Raw genomic sequence first — 18,205 nt, forward strand, 5'->3', positions numbered from 1 at the left:
CTTGTCTTGACTGTTGGTGTGCTCGGTTTGCCCGTCCCGATGGTGCGGGCCGTTGCCGTGCCGGGAGCGGAGCCGATCCGGTACGCGTACGACGACGCCGCGCGCCTGGTCGGCGTTACTGATCCGGCCGGTGACACCGCGGCCTACGCCTACGACGCGGCCGGGAACCTGACCAGCATCAACCGGTACCCGTCATCGCAGGTTTCGGTCCTGAGCCTTACGCCAAGCCGAGGTTCGGTGGGCATTGAGGTGGTCGTCAGCGGCACCGGATTCAGCGCGACCGCCAGCGACAACACGGTGACGTTCGCGGGCACGGCCGCTGCGATCGTCTCGGCCAGCCCGACGCAGTTGGTGGTGACTGTGCCGGCTGGGGCCGCGTCTGGCACGGTCGCCGTGGCGACCCCCACCGGCAATACGGCCAGCATCCAGCCATTCACGGTGGAGCAGGCCGCCGGCGCGCCGACCATCGGCGGGTTCTCGCCGGCGAGCGGCGGCGAGGGGACCGTCGTCACCATTAGCGGCACCGGATTCGACCCGGATCCCACCCGCAACACGGTGTTGTTCAATCAGGCGGCCCGCGGGAAGGTCACGGCCGCCACCTCAACCAGCTTGACGGTCGAGGTGCCGAAGGTAGGCGCTGGAACGATTGCGGTGCGCACCAGCGCAGGCGTTGCTGTCAGCGCTGAGGACTTCAGCGTCGCGCCCGGTGTCTACGCCCTGTCCGAGGTGAGCACGACCACCCGAGTGGTGGTGGGCGGGGCGACGGCGACCGCGACGGTCAGCACGCCTGGAAAGGTTGCGGTGCTTCGCTTTGACGGCGAGGTGGGGCAGCGGCTCAGTCTGGCGTTCACCGGTAAGACCATTGCGGGCAATGTGAAAGTCCGCTTCTACCAGCCGGTTGGGGCCGAGTTCAGCGGCGTCGAATTCAGCGGGGCCTACTCGGTCTTCAGCAGTGCCAGCCTGCCGTTGCCGCCGCTGCCCGCGACCGGGACCTACCAGGTCGTCGTTGACCCGGATGATCAGGCCGCGACGGGCTCGATTGTCGCGACGTTGTCGCAAGACCTGGACGCCGGCACGCTCACGCCGACTGCGCCTGGCAACGCCGTCGCCATCTCTCGGGTGGGCCAGCGGGCCCGCTTGGTCTTCGACGGCAATGCCGGGGAGCGCTACACGGTCGCGTTGTCGGGCAATACCCCCGCGAGCGGCTCGGTGACGCTCAACGTCCTGTGGCCCAACGGCGAGGCAGTCTTCTCGTCGGCGAACTTCACCGGAAACCGAACGGTGGCACTGGATCCGCTGCCCCAGGCGGGCCGATTCCAGGTGGTCGTCGACTCGGGGATCACCCTGCGGTCATTCACGGTCAGCCTTTCCACACCGACCGACCTGGGATCGATCAGCCCGGCCGGCCCCGGGGTCGCGGTCTCGTCGGCCAGGCCCGGGCAGAGCACATTGCTGCGCTTCGACGGCGCCGCGGGGCAGCTGCTCACCCTCGGAATCACGGCCTCCACCTACAGCTCCAGCCTCAGTGCCACCGTAATCAAGCCGGATGGTGAACCTCTCACCTACTTCCCGCTGGCCTTCTCAACCACGCTGCTCCTACCGGAGCTGCCGCTGACCGGGACCTACGAGATGTTCCTCAGCCCGGCCGCGGGCAGCACCGGGGTCGCCACGATCACGCTGTCGCTGGAGCTGGACGGCGGGTCGCTGACCACGACCGGCCCGGGAACCGTCGTCACGGTTGCCCGGCCGGGGCAGAACGTGCGGTTGCGCTTTGACGGGACAGCCGGGCAGCGGTTGGGCCTGGGGTTCACGGGAGTGTGGTTCACCGGCTCCTCCTCGGTCAACGTTTTCCAGGCCGATGGCACGGCCTTGGTACAGGTCGAATTCCTCTCTGGAGAGGGCTCCATCAATCTGCCGGTCCTGCCGGTGACCGGGACTTACGAGGTTCTCGTCAGCCCGGTGAGCGTTCGCACGGGTACAGCCACGGTCACCCTCTCAACCGATCTGGACAGCGGCTTGCTGTCCACAACCGACCCCGGGATCGGGGTCACGATCAGCCGGCCGGGTCAGAACGCGCGGCTGCGGTTCGAGGGAACAGCCGGGCAGCGCCTGGGCATGGGCTTGACCGCCGCGACTATCAGCAGCTACCGGGTGAGCGTGCTGAAGCCGGACGGGACGTCGCTGATGTCTCCGGCATCGGTCAGCGGTGTCGCAGCCGACATCGACGTTCCGCTCCTGCCGGTGAGCGGAACGTATGAGGTTCTAATCGACCCGGTCGGTGCCCGGATCGGCTCGGTGACGGTAACGCTTTCGGCCGAGGCAGATGCCGGCACCGTCGATGCTGCCGGGGCGGGGACCGTGGTTACGGTTGCACGTCCGGGTCAGGACGCACGGGTGCGGTTTGACGGGACGGCCGGGCAGCGGTTGAGCTTGGCGGGCACCGTTGTGACATTCGGCGGCTCCTACTTCCTCAGCGTGCTCAAGCCGGACGGGACGGTGCTGGTCACGCCGAAGCTGTTGAGTAGCACGGTCCCTGACGTCGACCCGCCGGTGCTGCCGGTGACTGGGACCTACGTGGTGCTGATCGACCCGCAGCTGGCGAAGACCGGCTCGGTGACGGTGACGCTGTCGGCCGATGTGGAGGCAGGCGTCCTCGCCATCGGTGGCGTCGGCGTCGTGGTCGCCTTGGGACGTCCCGGGCAGAACGCCCGGCTCCAATTTGCTGGCACGGCGGGCCAATCGTTGACCGTTGCGCTCAGTGGCACGACCTTCGGCGGCTTCATCGCGCTCAGTGTGCTCAAGCCGGACGGCACGGCGATGATCACCCGGAACATGACTGGAACGGGAACCCTTGCCCTGGCAGCCTTGGCGGTGACGGGTACCTACGAGATTCTGGTCGACCCGGTCGCGGGCCAGACCGGCTCAACCACCGTGGCGCTGAGGCCGACTGTCAACGCCATCGGCACCGCGACCGAGGATCGGTCAGCTCAGCCCGCCGTCGAGGAGTTCTCCGAGCACGATGAGTGGCTGGCGATGCGAGCCTGGCGATTGGCGTCGGCCGAGTTGGCTGCGAGCCCGGATGACGCGTGGACCCCGGACGTGGTCAACCTCGCCGGGAAGGACTGGCGGACCCGCCTGTCCAGCCCGGATGACCTGCAGGCGCCGGCCCAGCGCACACCGCGCGGCGTGACGGCCTTGGCCGGTCACGTCCAGACTTTGGCCGGCCGGCCGCTGAACGGCATAAGCGTCCGCATCGATGACACCACCGCAAGCACCGATGCCGACGGCCGGTTCCTGCTCACCGGGCTATCGGCCGGCCACCACGAGCTACTCGTGGACGGCCATGTCACCGGCAGCCAGCGAGGCGGCTACGGCACCTATGAGATCGGCGTCGACATAGCCGCCGGGGGCACCACCGAGCTGCCCTATCCCATCTGGCTCACCCGCATCGATGTCCACAACACCGTCCATTTCCCCTCACCCACCACCACCGAAGTAGTGATCACGACCCCGCGGATTCCCGGGCTGGAAGTCCATTTGCCGGCCGGTTCGGTCGTCAAGGACACCAACGGTCGTGTCGTGACCGAGCTGGGTATCACCGCGATCCCGGTCGACCGGCCGCCGTTCCCGTTGCCCGAGCACATCATCGTGCCGATCTACTTCACGGTGCAGCCGGGCGGGTCTTACGTGTTCCCCAAGGGCGCCCGGATCGTGTACCCGAACTACACCCATCTGGATCCAGGAACCCGCGTGGAGTTCTGGAGCTACGACCCGGAGGGGCGCGGCTGGCACGTCTACGGGCACGGCTCGGTCACCGCCGACGGCCGCCAGGTCGTCCCCGACCCCGGCGTTCGGGTGTACGAGTTCACCGGTGCCATGATCAACACTCCCGGGCTGAACGGGCCTGGCACCGGGCCGCTGCCGGACTTCCTCGCCTGGCTCAGCGGCGACCCCGTCGACCTGGGCACAGGGCTGTTCGTCGACACCCACACCGACCTGTTCCTGCCCGACGTGATGCCGATCTCGCTGAGCCGTACCTACCGGCAGGCCGACGGTTCGATCCGGGCCTTCGGTTTCGGCCAGAACTTCAACTACGGCATCTTCCTGCAGTCGGCCGAGCAGTATCAGGAGGCCGACCTGGTGCTCGCCGACGGCGGCAAGGTCCACTACGAGCGAATCTCGGCCGGGGAAAGTTTCTCCGACGCGGTCTTCCTCAACACCACTTCACCGAACGAGTGGTACCACTCCACGCTCAGCTGGAACGGCAACGGGTGGAACCTGACCCGACGCGACGGCATGACCTACGTATTCGGTGACACCACCCCGTTGCAGGCGATCCGCGACCGCCACGGCAACCAGATCACCATCACCCGTACGGGCGCGAACGGCAACCCCAGCGCGGGCTCCATCACGAGGATCACCTCGCCCAACGGAAAGTGGATCAAGCTGACCGGAGGCGGCCGTGTCACCCGGGCCGAGGACAGCCTCGGCAGGGTGGTCGAATACGGCTACGACAGCCGGGCACGGCTGGTCAGCGTCACCGACCCCGCCGGAAAGATCACCGCATACGGGTGGAACGAGGCCAACCAGGTCGTCACGATCACCGACCCGCGCGGCATCACCTACCTGACGAACCTTTACGACGGCAACGGACGGGTGCAGCGCCAGACCTTCCCCGGAAACTCAGTGATCGAGTTTGTCTACACCCTCGACGCGGACAGGGTCGTCTCGACCCGCGTCACCGACCCCAATGGCCATGTGCGCCGAGTGATTTACAACGCCAACGGCTTCGCTATCAGCGATACCTACGCCGTCGACACCGACAAGGAGCAAACCAAGACGCTAGTTCGCCAGCCAGGCAGCAACCTCGTCACGCGCAGCATCGATTCGCTCGGCCGCGAAACTGCCTACGCCCATGACGGATTCGGCAACGTCACCTCCGTCACCGCCTTCGACGGCACCGATCACCCGGTGACCTCCACCACCGTGTACGGGGGGCCGTTCAACCAGATCACGGAGGCCACCGATCCGTTGGGCCACACCACTGCCTACGCCTACGACGTCGACGGCAACCTCACCACCATCACTGACCCGGAAGGCCGGGGGGTGACCTTCACCCACACCCCGACCGGCGAGGTGGCCACCACGACGGATCAGCTCGGCAATACCACCACCTTCCACTGTCAGCTCGGCGACCTGGTCGCGACGACCGACCCGCTCGGCCGCACCACCCACCTGTTCAGCGACGCCGCCGGACGGGTGCTGGAGAGCAGGAACCCCCTCGGGATGGCTACCCGATTCACCTACGACCAGCGAAACCAGCCCACCACCGTCACCGACCCGCTTGAACACACCACCACATTTGTGTACGACGACAACGGCAACCTGTTGAGCCGCACTGCAAACGAACACACCTCGATATGGACATACGACGCCGAAGACCGGATGGACACCTACACCGATCCGTTGGGCCACATCACGCGGTACGGCTACGACCCGGCGGGCAGGCTCACGACGCTCACCGCTCGCAGCGGCACGGTCACCACCTTCGGCTACGACGAGCTGGACCGGCTCATCACCACCAGCTACGGCGTAACCGGGGCCGGGAGCGAAAGTTCCGTGACCAACACCTACGACGCCGGCAACCGTCTGGTTGGGATCGTCGATTCCCAGGCTGGCGCGATCGTGCTGACCCCCGACGATCGTGACCGCATTGTCCAGGAGGTCACACCACAGGGCACCATCACCTACGGCTTCGACGACGACAACCGTCGCACGTCGATGCAGATCGCTGGGCAACCTGTGGTCACCTACGCCTATAACCACGCCGGCCAGCCAACCTCGATCACCAAGGGTGACCAGGTGGTCGGCTACGCCTATGACACTGCCGGGCGGCCGACCACGCTCAGCCTCCCCACCGGAGTCAGCCAGGCCTACGCCTATGACGATGCCGGCCAGCTCACGAGCATCACCTACCTGCGCGGCTCCAGCACGCTGGGCGAAATCACCTACGGCTACGACCGCCTCGGCCGGCGCACCACCGCTGGCGGCAGCTACGCGCGGACCGCCATCCCCGACCCGTTCACCGGATCCCTCTACAACGCCGCCGACCAGCTCACCACCCTCGGCGCGGCCAGTTACACCTACGACGCCGACGGCAACCTGACCAGCGACGGCAGTACCACCTACACCTGGAACGCCCGCGGACAGCTCACCGGCCTCAACGGGCCTAGCACCGCCGCCTCATTCGCCTATGACGCTCTGGGAAGGCGGATCGCCAAGACTGTCAACGGAACCACCGTCGGCTACCTGCACGACGGTGACACCCCGGTTCAGGAGCTGAACGGCACCACCCCAACCGCCAACCTCCTGACCGGCGGCACCGACGCCTTCTACACGCGCACCGACGACACCGGCAACACCACCAGCTACCTCACCGACGCACTCGGCAGCACCGTCGGCCTCGCCGGCGATACCGGCCCGCCCGCGACCGAGTACACCTACGAGCCGTTCGGCGCCACCGAAACCAGCGGCGCCGCCGACGACAACCCGTTCCAATACACCGGCCGGGAAAACGACGGCACCGGCCTGTCCTACCACCGGGCCCGCTACTACCACCCGGGCCTGCAACGGTTCATCAGCCAGGACCCCCTCGGCTATGCCGGCGGCGCCAACCTCTACGCCTACACCGCCAACAATCCCACCAACCTCGTCGACCCGAACGGCACCTTCGCGTTCCTGGCTGCGCTGATTCCGATCGCCATCTCCTTCATTTCGGGCGCGCTGATCGGCGGCGCGATGAGCTTCGGCATGCAGCGCCTGTCCGGTCGCAAGGTCGACTGGAGCCAGGTGGGCTTCGACGCCTTCCTAGGCGGCGCGCTCAACGTGATCACCGCCGGAATGGGTGCAGAACTCGCGCTCATCGACGACATCGCCAGAACCCCCCGTCCCTGCAACAGCTTCACCTCCGACACGCCTGTGCTCATGGCCGACGGCACCACCAAGCCGATTGAGGACATCAAGTGGGGTGACCAGGTGCTTGCCACCGACCCGCAGACCGGTGAGAGTGGCGCCCGGGCCGTCACGGATTTGATCGAGGGCGAGGGCGTCAAGAAACTCGTCGACATCACTATCCACGGCGAGACCATCACGGCGACCACCGAGCACCCGTTCTGGGACGCCGGCAAAGGAACGTGGGTCGACGCCGAGGACCTCGAAGTGGGCGACCTCCTGCGCACCGCCGACGGCGAGCGGGTCATCGTCCAGAAGGTCGCCAACCGTACCGCCACGGTGCAAGCCAACAACCTCACGGTCGCAGATTTCCATACCTACTACGTCGTCGCTGGCAGTACGCCCGTCCTGGTACACAATTGTGGTGACGTGGTTCCCTATCGGCCCACGCATGCGGGCCTTGAAAATCATCACGGCGTACTCGATGTATGGGCGAAACACAACGTACCTGGATACACGAGCCGCGCCGCCGGAAGCACGACGGTAGCGTTGGCCCCGGCTGAGCACGCGGCGACCAAGGTCGTCTATCGTGATTGGCTTGAAGGGATGACAGGAAAGCGCGTCGGCGGAAAGGTGGACTGGACAACCGTAGGTCCCCGGGATGCATTCAATTTGTCCGAACGGATGTTTGATGCGGCAGGCGTCTCGCAGACAACGCGAAATGCTTACTACGCTGAATTCAATAGATATATATACGGCCTAGGGCAGTGACTAGTGAGCCAGTTGCATGAGCTTGTCGCAGGGTTGCGCGAGGACCCGACCTGTGTCTTCGCGCAACCTGTCGATCAGATGGGAAAGACGTCGCTCACATTGCCAGACGATCTTAGGCAATTCTACGAGGCCTGCGGCGGCCTTGTTCTATTTCAAGACGCGCCATTCGTTTGGGTGATTGTTGGCGCTCACCAAATGATTCCAACAAACTTGGAAGTCATCGGCGAACAGGTCGAAGATGACATCACCTCAACGTGGTTTGTAATAGCGAGACAACGCGGCGATAGCAACGCTCTAATTAGCATTGACCTAGGCGCGAGTCGTCTTGGTTGGTGCTACGACAGCGATGTCGAGGTTCACGGTCTAGTTGGCAACAGTGCGGTCCTCGCTAACTCGTTTACGGAATTGCTTGAGCAGCTCGTCAAATCGCGCGGGCAATACGTCTTTTGGGAGGACCCCAGATTCGTGTCCAAAGGCGATGCCTACGACGCCATCGACAACTCCAGCGAGTGAGGGGGCTGCTAGAGCCCTGGGTTGGCAATCGAATCCGGTCGAGCTACCTGCGATTGGTGGGACGGTCAGCAGGCTAGCCCTGGACCGCGCACAAAACCGCACGTCACAGCGACGAATCCGGATTAACGAGCCCCACAGGTCAAGGCGTATCGGCTGCTGCGGGCGGTGTTCAACACGGCTGTCAAAGAGGATGAGCTGCTGAGGTCGAATCCCTGCCGCATCAAGGGGTTCGACAAATACCACACTCCGGAGCGGCATACTCCGACCTTGATGGAGGTCCGGGCGCTGTCGGAGGAGATGCCTGCTCAGTTCTACGCACTGATCATGTTGGCGGCCTATTCAGGTCTGCGGTGGGGTGAGCTGGCGGCGCTACGACGGTGTGACCTCGACCTGGCGGCGGGCACGGTGAAGGTGCATCGCAACCTGGTTAGCGTTGCGGGGCAAGCTGGTGATCGGGCCGCCCAAGTCAGAGGCCAGCAAGCGAACGGTGAACCTGCCCTCGGCCGCGACCGAGGTCATGCGGCACCACCTCACGCACAACATGCTCAGTGACGACCGAGAAGAGCTGCTGTTCAAGGGGACCAAGGGCGCGCCGATGCGGTCGAGCAGCTTCCATCGGGCGGTCTGTTGGGCGGAAGCGGTCGAAAGTGCCGGCCTTCCGGCAGGATTCCACTTCCACGACCTTCGCCATTTCGGCAACTCTCTAGCGGCCGATGCCGGAGCCAGTACTAAGGAAATGATGCACCGGCTTGGACAGTCGAGCATGCGGGCGGCGCTGATCTATCAGCACGCCACACAGAGGCGGGACAAAGAGATCGCGGCGGGCATCGACAAACGGCTAGCTGAGCAGATGACCGAGGACGATGACGACAGTGACGACAATGGATCGGCGGGAGCGCTGGTTCCGGTCAGCTATTCGCACGCTAATCGCACGAAGGCAAATTCAGGAGGTAGGGACATTGAAAGCATTGGAAGGATTTAGGTCCTTCACCAGGGCTTTCACATTTGGAGCGGGCGACGGGAATCGAACCCGCGCAATCAGTTTGGAAGTTACACGGCTATTGTCCTGGACTATCCCGGTCGGGATTGGATAGTGCCGCTGGCCTGCTGATTCATTTCAGCTCTATCCCAGTCGGTTCTGGCCCCGAGCGGTCTATTCCGGACCGTTCCCTCCCACGACCCTCCGACGATCGGCCCACGGAAAGGGTTCGACCATAGGCCTATTTCTATTGCGAGACCGGGGGAAATGCACATGTGGCGGATTTGATAACCCTCCAGATCAACGATCGAGGTGAGGCGGTGCCGTGCGATCAATTGCCGGTGCTGCGCAGCTGCGTCGGCCACGGTGACGGAGAAACGTCGACCAATGGGGTCGGGGCAACAGGCGCGATAGTGCTGCCAGCGGCTAATCCGCTGGGGTATGCGGCAGTGTCGCGCCTAGAGGAGCGTCGCAGGCTGGATCGATGGAAAGGGTTTCGCCTAGCATGTCGTGTCGCAATTGGGCACTGTAGCTGTTAAAGGATTGGCAAGACGGTGGGCGAAATTCCCGCGCGCCCGAGGTCTACAGATATCGACAACCGCCTCATGAAACACAGACATTCCCGCTCGTTAGTTCATAGAATCCGCTCGCTGGATCGCGTGGGTGTGCTTTCCCTGATGGCGACTTCAGTGGGAATGATGACGAGCCTTGGGGTTTCGCCGGAAAGGGCGAGTTGTAAGGCCCTCAGGCCTATCTCGCGCAGCGGCACCCGGACGGTGGTGAGGGCCGGCACTACGTCCATCGTCGAGCCGATGTCGTCGAATCCTGCTACCGCGATGTCCTTTCCTGGGGTGAGCCCTGCATCGCGGAAGGCTGTCATTGCACCAATGGCCATCATGTCGTTGACGGCGAAGATGACCTCAATCTCGCCCAATCCTTGCGCGACGAGAGTTCGGGCTCCTTCTATGCCACCGTCGCGGGTGAAGGCGACCTCGATCGCGCCGCATCTGGTGATGCCGGCCTGGCGTAGTCCGTCGATGAAGCCGGTGCGGCGGTCGTGCGAGGTGCGGATGGTGTCGTCACCATGCATGATGGTGAATTTCCGGTAGCCCCGTTCGGCCAGTGCGAGCGCCAGCTGTTTTGCGCCGCCATGGTTGTCTATATCGAGCGTGCCGAAGGGCAGATCATTCTGGCTGATCACGGCGATCCGGCCACCTGTGGTGTGGTACATCTCAAGTTCTTCGATGAGCGCGTCGCGGGTGCCGGTGCCGTCAATGCGGCTTCCAGCAATGACTATGGCGCGCGGGTGCTGACCACGCAGGCTGCGGACGATTTGTAGTTCGAGTTCGGGGGAGCGGTCGGCTACCGCCATGGTGACGATGAGGCCCGCGGCTTCTGCGGCTTCGGTGACACCGGCGGCGATGGAGGAGAAGTAAGGGTCATCGACGTCGCTGACCACTAGGGCGACGGTGCTCGTGGAGCCTCTGGCGATGGCCTGGGCCGACAGGTGGGGTGCGTAGCCGAGCTTTTGGGCTGCGGCGTGCACGCGGGTCACATTTTCGGCGCGGACCGTGCGATCGCTGCCGTTGAGTGCGCGCGAAGCCGTGGCGTACGAGACGCCGGCCTCGCGTGCCACATCATGCAGCGTCACGGGCTTGCGGCTCGTGCTCGCGCGGGGCGCACTGTCCATGGCGCCGATTGTGCCACTGCGGCAGGCTATCCTTTTGGCGCTGCCCTCTTTCGGTAGTCAAATGCTGTGCGGTTCGAGAGGAAACCACTGGCGTGCCGCATTCATCGAGGCCGACTGTCACGTTGCGCGATGTGGCCGCGGCCGCTGGCGTATCGGTGGCGACTGCGTCGCGGGTGCTTGGCGGCAGTTCGCGGGCGGTGGCACCGGAGCTTGAGCGCAAGGTACTTGCCGCGGCCGCGGCGTTGCGCTACACCTCCGACGTGTCGGCGCGTGCGATGCGCCGCAAAAGTGACGCTATCGCCCTAGTGGCAGACGACCTGACCACGCCATCGATCGGGCTCGTGGTGGCCGCGATGGAGCGGCAAGCGCGCACCATCGGTGCTTTCGTCAGCGTCTCCTCCACCCGCGGTGTGCCGGAGCGGCAGTACGAAACCGTACGTACCCTGTGCGCTTTGCGTCCGCGGGCTCTCGTGCTGACCTCCAGCCGGATCCAGGCCAAGGTGCTGGATGGCCGGCTCCTCGACGAGCTGCTGGCCTACGAGCAGCAGGGCGGCCGCGTCGTCATTTTCGGCGACACAGACATGCCCTTCGACTCGATCAGTGTCGACGATCGAGGCTCTGCCAGGCTCATGGGCACTTACCTGGCGTCGACTGGCCATCGACGGGCGGTCATCCTCGCCGGCACGCGTGACAGGGCCAACGTTTCGGCCCGCGCCTCGGGTTTTGTCGAGGGCATGCTGGGCGGCGGCGTGGACGCCCAAGATGTGCGCATCGTCAACTGTGAGGTCAGCCGGCAGGGCAGCTACGAGGCGACGATCCGGTTGCTTGATGAAGGGATCGGCGATACCGACGCCATCATCGCCGCCAACGACGTCATCGCGATCGGCGCGCTGGCTGCCTGCCGTGCCGGTGGGGTCGATGTGCCTTGGGATGTGTCGGTGACGGGTTTTGACGATATTCAGCTGGCGGTGGACGTCACACCCCGGCTGACCACCATCGCGGTGCCGCTGGCCGAGATCGGCGCAGAGTCGATCCGCCTTGCATTGGCGTCTCCCGCCGGCGATTCTCCGGTGCGTGAGACGGTCCAGGGCACGCTCATTGTGAGAGACAGCACGGTGTCTCGCTCGCGCTGAGGTCGCGCACCCGGATACCCGGTGCCAATGTCGTACCGTTGGCCACTCGTTGACAACTTCACCGCGAGATCCTCCGGTCACACGCCTGAAACTCTTGACGTCGCTCCCCGTCTGGATGCAGACTGCGGAATACGTTTTCCCGACCAGTTCGCCGGCCGGTGTCTTGCTCTTATGTGCATGTGAGGGAGGGTCGTGTGACCGCTCTGGGCGAGCTTCAGCGGCTCCGCGCTTCTCGCGGTGGTCCGCCGCGGAAGCGAGAAAACAAAGCCGCGTTCTTGTTCCTGCTGCCTTGGTTCGCTGGGCTGCTGCTCATTACCGCCGGCCCGATCGCTGTCTCGCTTGTGCTCGGATTCACCGACTACAACCTGATTCAGCCACCGGAGTTCAACGGCCTGGACAACTTCAACCGGATGCTGTCCGACGAACGTCTGCACTCGGCGCTGCGCGTCACATTTACCTACGTCTTGGTTTCTGTGCCACTGCAGCTGGCCTGTGCGCTGGGTCTAGCGCTCCTGCTCGACCGGGGGCTGCGCGGGCTGTCGTTCTATCGCTCGGCGTTCTACCTTCCGTCGCTGCTTGGCTCTAGCGTGGCGATTGCGGTGCTGTGGCAGCAGATCTTCGGCGCGGAGGGAATGGTCAACCAGGTTCTCGGCCTGATCGGTGTGCAGGGCCGAGGCTGGATATCCGATCCGAGCACGGCACTGTCGACGCTGATCGTGCTCAACGTCTGGACATTCGGCGCGCCGATGGTCATCTTCCTCGCCGGGCTACGGCAGATCCCGGTCATGTACTACGAGGCCGCAGCAGTCGACGGGGCCAACAGGTGGACGCAATTCCGCAAGATCACCGTTCCGCTCTTGTCGCCCATCATCTTTTTCAACCTGGTGCTGCAGGTGATCCACGCGTTTCAATCATTCACCCAGGCATTCGTGGTCTCCGGCGGTAGCGGCGGACCGTCCGACTCGACGCTTTTTTATACGCTCTATCTCTACCAGCGCGGATTCAACAACTTCGACATGGGGTACGCCTCGGCGCTCGCCTGGCTGCTGCTCGTCATTATCGCCGGATTCACCGCGGTCAACTTCTGGGCCGCCAAGCGTTGGGTTTTCTACGATGACTAACCTTCGCGCTGTTCTCAGGCATGCCTTCCTCCTTCTGCTCGCCGTGGTCATGCTTTATCCGGTGCTGTGGATGGTGGTCAGCTCGCTTCGCCCCAGCAACGAGATATTCCGAACCCCGGGCCTCGTGCTTGACGGCCTTCAAGTCCAGAACTACTCCTTGGGCTGGGATGCGCTGGCCGCGCCCTTCGGGCACTACATGGTGAACTCGGCGATCGTTGTGCTCGGCGCCATCATCGGTAACCTGGTGTCTTGCTCGATGGCGGCCTATGCCTTCGCGCGGCTCGAGTTCACCGGCAAGCGCATCTGGTTTGCCATCATGCTCGGCACAATAATGCTTCCGATCCATGTGATCATCGTGCCGCAGTACATCATGTTCTCTCAGGTCGGCTGGGTGAACACGTTCCTCCCATTGATCATCCCGAAGATGCTCGCCACCGATGCGTTCTTTGTCTTCCTCATGGTTCAGTTCATCCGGGCGCTGCCCCGCGAACTCGACGAAGCGGCACGCATTGACGGCGCGGGGCATCCGCGGATCTTCTTGCGGATCATCCTGCCGCTGATGGTGCCGGCGCTGGCCACGACCACCATCTTCACCTTCATCTGGACCTGGAACGACTTTTTCAGCCAGCTGATTTACCTCACCGATCCTGATATGTACACCGTTCCCGTCGCCCTGCGGTCCTTTGTGGACGCCACGGTCGACACCTCCTGGGGATCGATGTTCGCCATGAGCGTCGTTTCGCTGGTACCGATCTTCCTTGCCTTCCTTATCGGCCAGCGGTACCTGATCCGGGGCATCGCGACGACAGGAATCAAGTAGTTCCCCTTAAACACAACCTTTTGAAAGGGCACATGATGCGATACACACGCCGGTCAGCTCTCGCCCTGGCTGTCTTATCGACCGCTTCGGCCGCCCTCGCCGCGTGCGGCAAAGACGGCGGCAATGCCAACGAGGAGCTGTCCAAAGACCCGGTCACCCTCCGGTTCACCTGGTGGGGTGCGGATGCCCGCCACCAGCGCACCCAGCAGGTTATCGACCTGTTCCAGAAGGCGCACCCCACCATCACGGTGAAGGGTGAGTTCAAGGATTGGAACGGTTACTGGGACAGCCTCGCCACGACGGTTGCAGCCAACGATGCGCCGGACCTCATTCAGATGGACGAGCTTTACCTAGCCTCGTACGCCGAACGCGGCGCCCTGCTCGACCTCGGCACCGCCAGCAAATACCTCACCACCGGTGATTTCGATCCCAACGCGCTGGCCACGGGGGTGGTCAAGGGTAAGCAATACGCCCTTCCCGTTGGCCTGGCCGCCTACTCAGTCGTTGTCAACACTGACCTGCTCGCGCAGTACAACATCGCGTTGCCGGACGACTCCAAATGGACCTGGGACGATCTCAAGAACCTGGGCGCACAGATCTCCAAAGCCAGTGGGGGCAAGGTAACTGGCGTGCAGTCGTGGGGCTTTGACGTCGGTGGCGTCAACATCTGGGCTCGGCAGGCCGGCGCGTCGCTCTACGACGACAACGGCAAGGTCGTCGTCCCACCGCAAGCGCTCGCCGCGTACTGGCAGTACCTGGCCGACCTTGCGAAGGACGGCATCGCGCCTGCCCCCTCGGTGACTATCGAGCGCGCCAGCGCCGGCCTCGACAAGTCCGGTACAGCCACCAACAACTCAGTCTTCGGCACATGGTGGAACACCCAGCTCACCTCCCTGACCAAGGCAAGTGGCAAGAACCTCAAGCTGCTCAAGCTGCCGGGCGATGCCCAGGCCGCGTCGCCGGGCGCGTATTTCAAGCCGTCCATGTTCTGGTCGGTCTCGTCCCGGTCCAAGCACCCTGCTGAAGCAGCGCTCTTCGTCGACTTCCTTGCCAACAGTCAGGAAGCCGCCGACATTCTCCTGACCGACCGTGGCGTACCGGCCAACAAGAAGATCCGGGCCGGGATCGCGGCGAAACTCACCGGTACGGACAAAGCCGCAGCCGACTATCTTGACGCGATCAAGGTTGGCAAGCCGCCACGGGTTACGCCGAAGGGAGCCAGTAACGTCGAGGCGATCCTCAAGCGCCACACCGAAGACGTGCTGTTCGGGCGGGCCACACCACAGCAGGCGGCCGAAAAGTTTATCGCTGAACTTCAGGCCGAGATCAACGCCGCCGCCTAACCTCTTCGTGTGCGACCGGTGCGTTCGCCATTGTTGTCCGGCGGGCGCACCCGAGCCGTACAGAGATACAAAGGAGCAGTAGTAAGTCATGCCTGAGCCTAAATACCGGATGGCGATCGTCGGCACCGGAGGCATCGCCACTGCCCACGCGCAGGCACTGCGTGAGCACAACGGGCGTGCTTTGCTGGTCGCAGCGGTCGATGTGGACCCCGATCGGGTTCGCGCATTCGCCAAGACATGGGAGGTGCCGTGGGTATATCCAAATGTGACGGAGCTCTTGCAGGATGCGCAGGTGGACGTGGTTCATCTGTGCACCCCGCCCTCCTCACACGCCCCGCTGGCGCTCGAGTGTCTTCGGGCCGGAGTCACGGTTCTGGTGGAGAAGCCGCCGACACTGTCGCTCGCTGAACTCGACATGCTCGCTGCCGCCTCGCGGGAAACCGGGGCGCATCTTGCCACCGTTCTGCAGCACCGGTTTGGTGCGGGCGCGGTCCGGTTGCGAGAGATGGCCGCTGCGGGTCACCTCGGACGGTCATTGCTGGCGACCTGTGCCACGCAGTGGTACCGCGATGACGCCTATTTCGACGTGCCATGGCGCGGGCGCTGGGAGACCGAGGGCGGTGGCCCCACCATGGGCCATGGCATACACCAGTTCGACCTGCTGCTATCGGTACTCGGGCCGTGGGAGTCGGTAGCGGCCGTCGCCGCCAGGCGAGCTCGTCACGTTGAGACCGAAGATGTGTCGATGGCATTGGTGACATTCGCCGACGGCACCGTGGCGTCAGTCGTCAACTCGGTGGTGTCCCCACGGCAGACCTCCGTGCTGCGCTTCGATTTCGAGTACGCCACGATCGAGCTCGAACATCTTTACGGCTACACCGATGCGAATTGGACCGTGACAGCGGCTCCTGGGCACTCCGTGGTGGAGTCCAGATGGGCTGCGTCGCTTACCGAAACCATGAGCGGGCACGCTGGACAGCTCGCCGCCGTCTTTGACGCGCTCGACGAGGGGGTGCCACCACCGGTGACGCTCGTCGACACGCGCCGCACACTGGAGTTTATTGCTGCCCTATACGCATCCGCGTTCACCGGGGAACGTATCCAAAGTGGACAGATCGGCCCGGACAGCCCCTTTGCTCAGCGCATGAACGGAACAGGAACCCCATGGCAAGCAGTGACCACCCGATGACTATTCATGTCGATCATGCACTAGGCAGGTCGGTTGACGTCCGAGCTGGCGATGTTCCGCTATTCACCTATGTGTACGCCCCTGAAACCGCACGCCTGGAGTCACCGAAGCCCTACCTGCACCCGATACGCACCCTCGCCGGTGACGTCGTGTCGTTGTTCCGCCCGCACGACCACGTCTGGCACAAGGGGATTGCCTGGTCTCTGCCACATGTTGGTGAGCACAACTTCTGGGGCGGGCCAACCTACGTTCACGGCAGCAGCTACGTGCAGCTGGAGAACAACGGCAGCGCCGTACATCGTGAGATGACCGGACTGTCGGCCGCTTCAGATCGCGCGGACGTCTCGCACAGTCTCGACTGGATCTCACAGGATGGGCAAAAGGTTATCGACGAACACCGCAGGCTGGCAGCCGCGGTCCTCGATGCCGCCAGCTGGGTGCTCATCTTCGAGACCGCCATGTCCAATGTGTCCGGTGCGACGTTGAACATCGGATCGCCCACCACCAAAGGTCGTGAGAATGCCGGTTATGGTGGTCTTTTCTGGCGTGGGCCACGGTCGTTCACCGGCGGCACGGTCCAGTCACCGGCAGGCACGGGTGCCGACGACCTTCGCGGTACCCGCGCGGATTGGTTCGCCTTTCGCGGCCGCCATGACGAGAATGGGCGATCGTCGACCATCGTCATGATTGACGATTCGGCCAACCCGCAGCATCCGCCGCAGTGGTTTACCCGGAGCGAAGAGTTCGCCTGCCTGTGCCCGGCGCCGTTCTTCAGTGAGGAACTCCCGCTTGAGCAGGGTCAGACGGTCAGGTTCCGATACGCCGTCGTCGTCGCCACCGGTGACCACGGTACGGAAGGCACGGCGGCATTGGCCGGCAAAGGCCGCCTCGTCCTGGAGCGAGAATGAGCAGCCTGCCTTCGTTTCCCGGCGGGACATCGGTGACCAGACTTTCTGTCTACTCGGGGCAGTGCGCAGACGGCTTAGCCGGTGGCACCCCGCATCTGCACACCGCCTCCGCCGAGGCGTATGTCGTGACCGGAGGCGAAGGCGCGCTGCAGACCCTTGATGCCTCCGGATTCCACGAAACTGTGCTGCGTGCCGGTTCGGCCGTATGGTTCACTCCGGGCACCATCCATCGGGCCATCAACTACCGTGACCTGCAGATCGTCGTCGTGATGCAGAACGCCGGGCTGCCCGAAGCCGGCGATGCGATCATGACGTTCCCGCCCGAGATCCTCGCCGACCCTGCCCGCTACGCGGCTGCCGCTGCTCTGCCGGCAGACGTCTCCCCGGACGTGCTGGACGAGGCAGTCCGGCTGCGGCGTGATCTTGCCGTAGATGGCTTTCAGCGACTGGTGGCTAGTGCGGCAGGCGGGGACTTCTCGCCACTGCAGAACCTGTATGACAGCGCCGCCGCACTGGTGCGTCCCCGGCTAGCCGATTGGCGAGCGACTTGGCAGGAGACCGTTGAGCGAGAGACCCGCCGCACCGAGGAGGTCTTCGCCGCCCTCGAACGCGGTGATGGCCAGCACCTGAGCCAATCCGTTCTACTCGCGGCCCCGCCGAGTGATACAGCCCGTTGGGGCATGTGTGGGCGCTTGTACACCCACGATGTCGCCCACCCCCTCGTCCTGGCCGGACTGTCGGCCCCGGCGCGTCCACAGTCAGCCCACTCTCAATAGCCAAACGGGAC

General features: G+C 64.2%; 11 protein-coding genes. 10 read left to right on the plus strand and 1 reads right to left on the minus strand.

The genetic code is table 11. The annotated features are described in order from the left end of the window. Positions 1–6 precede the first annotated feature (6 nt). The 3 genes from Rhe02_RS04345 (at position 7) to Rhe02_RS04355 (ending at position 9,217) form a co-directional block, all read left to right on the plus strand. Positions 7–7,722: a polymorphic toxin-type HINT domain-containing protein gene (locus Rhe02_RS04345; RefSeq protein ID WP_203906742.1), complete on the plus strand. Its 7,716-nt coding sequence runs from the start codon at positions 7–9 to the stop codon at positions 7,720–7,722. A 3-nt stretch (positions 7,723–7,725) separates the two neighbouring features. Further along, a complete protein-coding gene (locus Rhe02_RS04350) occupies positions 7,726–8,235 on the plus strand; it encodes an SMI1/KNR4 family protein (RefSeq protein ID WP_203906743.1) in 510 nt (169 codons plus the stop codon). A 433-nt stretch (positions 8,236–8,668) separates the two neighbouring features. Continuing rightward, positions 8,669–9,217, plus strand: coding sequence for a tyrosine-type recombinase/integrase (locus Rhe02_RS04355; RefSeq protein ID WP_203906744.1), 549 nt, complete (start codon positions 8,669–8,671; stop codon positions 9,215–9,217). Between the two features lie 631 nt (positions 9,218–9,848). On the opposite strand, the gene Rhe02_RS04360 is transcribed toward Rhe02_RS04355, so the two are convergent. After that, positions 9,849–10,850, minus strand: coding sequence for a LacI family DNA-binding transcriptional regulator (locus Rhe02_RS04360; protein ID WP_203906745.1), 1,002 nt, complete (start codon positions 10,848–10,850; stop codon positions 9,849–9,851). A 146-nt stretch (positions 10,851–10,996) separates the two neighbouring features. Between Rhe02_RS04360 and Rhe02_RS04365 the strand changes: the two genes are divergently transcribed. The 7 genes from Rhe02_RS04365 (at position 10,997) to Rhe02_RS04395 (ending at position 18,194) form a co-directional block, all read left to right on the plus strand. After that, positions 10,997–12,037 (plus strand): LacI family DNA-binding transcriptional regulator, encoded by a 1,041-nt coding sequence (locus tag Rhe02_RS04365; protein ID WP_203906746.1) that lies wholly within the window; start codon positions 10,997–10,999, stop codon positions 12,035–12,037. 275 nt (positions 12,038–12,312) lie between these two features. Continuing rightward, a complete protein-coding gene (locus tag Rhe02_RS04370) occupies positions 12,313–13,158 on the plus strand; it encodes a carbohydrate ABC transporter permease (RefSeq protein ID WP_239123348.1) in 846 nt (281 codons plus the stop codon). Then, positions 13,151–13,978 carry a carbohydrate ABC transporter permease gene (locus Rhe02_RS04375; protein ID WP_203906747.1) on the plus strand — a complete coding sequence of 276 codons (828 nt, stop codon included), beginning with the start codon at positions 13,151–13,153 and terminating at the stop codon, positions 13,976–13,978. Before Rhe02_RS04370 ends, Rhe02_RS04375 begins: the two co-directional genes overlap by 8 nt. A gap of 32 nt (positions 13,979–14,010) precedes the next feature. Continuing rightward, entirely contained in the window at positions 14,011–15,321 is a 1,311-nt protein-coding gene (locus tag Rhe02_RS04380) for an ABC transporter substrate-binding protein (RefSeq protein WP_203906748.1), read from the plus strand. An 88-nt stretch (positions 15,322–15,409) separates the two neighbouring features. Further along, a complete protein-coding gene (locus Rhe02_RS04385; RefSeq protein WP_203906749.1) occupies positions 15,410–16,510 on the plus strand; it encodes a Gfo/Idh/MocA family protein in 1,101 nt (366 codons plus the stop codon). Continuing rightward, on the plus strand, positions 16,507–17,418 hold the full coding sequence (locus tag Rhe02_RS04390; RefSeq protein WP_203906750.1) for a DUF6807 domain-containing protein: 912 nt from the start codon (positions 16,507–16,509) through the stop codon (positions 17,416–17,418). Before Rhe02_RS04385 ends, Rhe02_RS04390 begins: the two co-directional genes overlap by 4 nt. After that, positions 17,415–18,194 carry a cupin domain-containing protein gene (locus Rhe02_RS04395; protein ID WP_203906751.1) on the plus strand — a complete coding sequence of 260 codons (780 nt, stop codon included), beginning with the start codon at positions 17,415–17,417 and terminating at the stop codon, positions 18,192–18,194. Before Rhe02_RS04390 ends, Rhe02_RS04395 begins: the two co-directional genes overlap by 4 nt. Positions 18,195–18,205 lie beyond the last annotated feature (11 nt).

It is taken from the genome of Rhizocola hellebori (assembly GCF_016862955.1).
GTDB lineage: Bacteria > Actinomycetota > Actinomycetes > Mycobacteriales > Micromonosporaceae > Rhizocola > Rhizocola hellebori.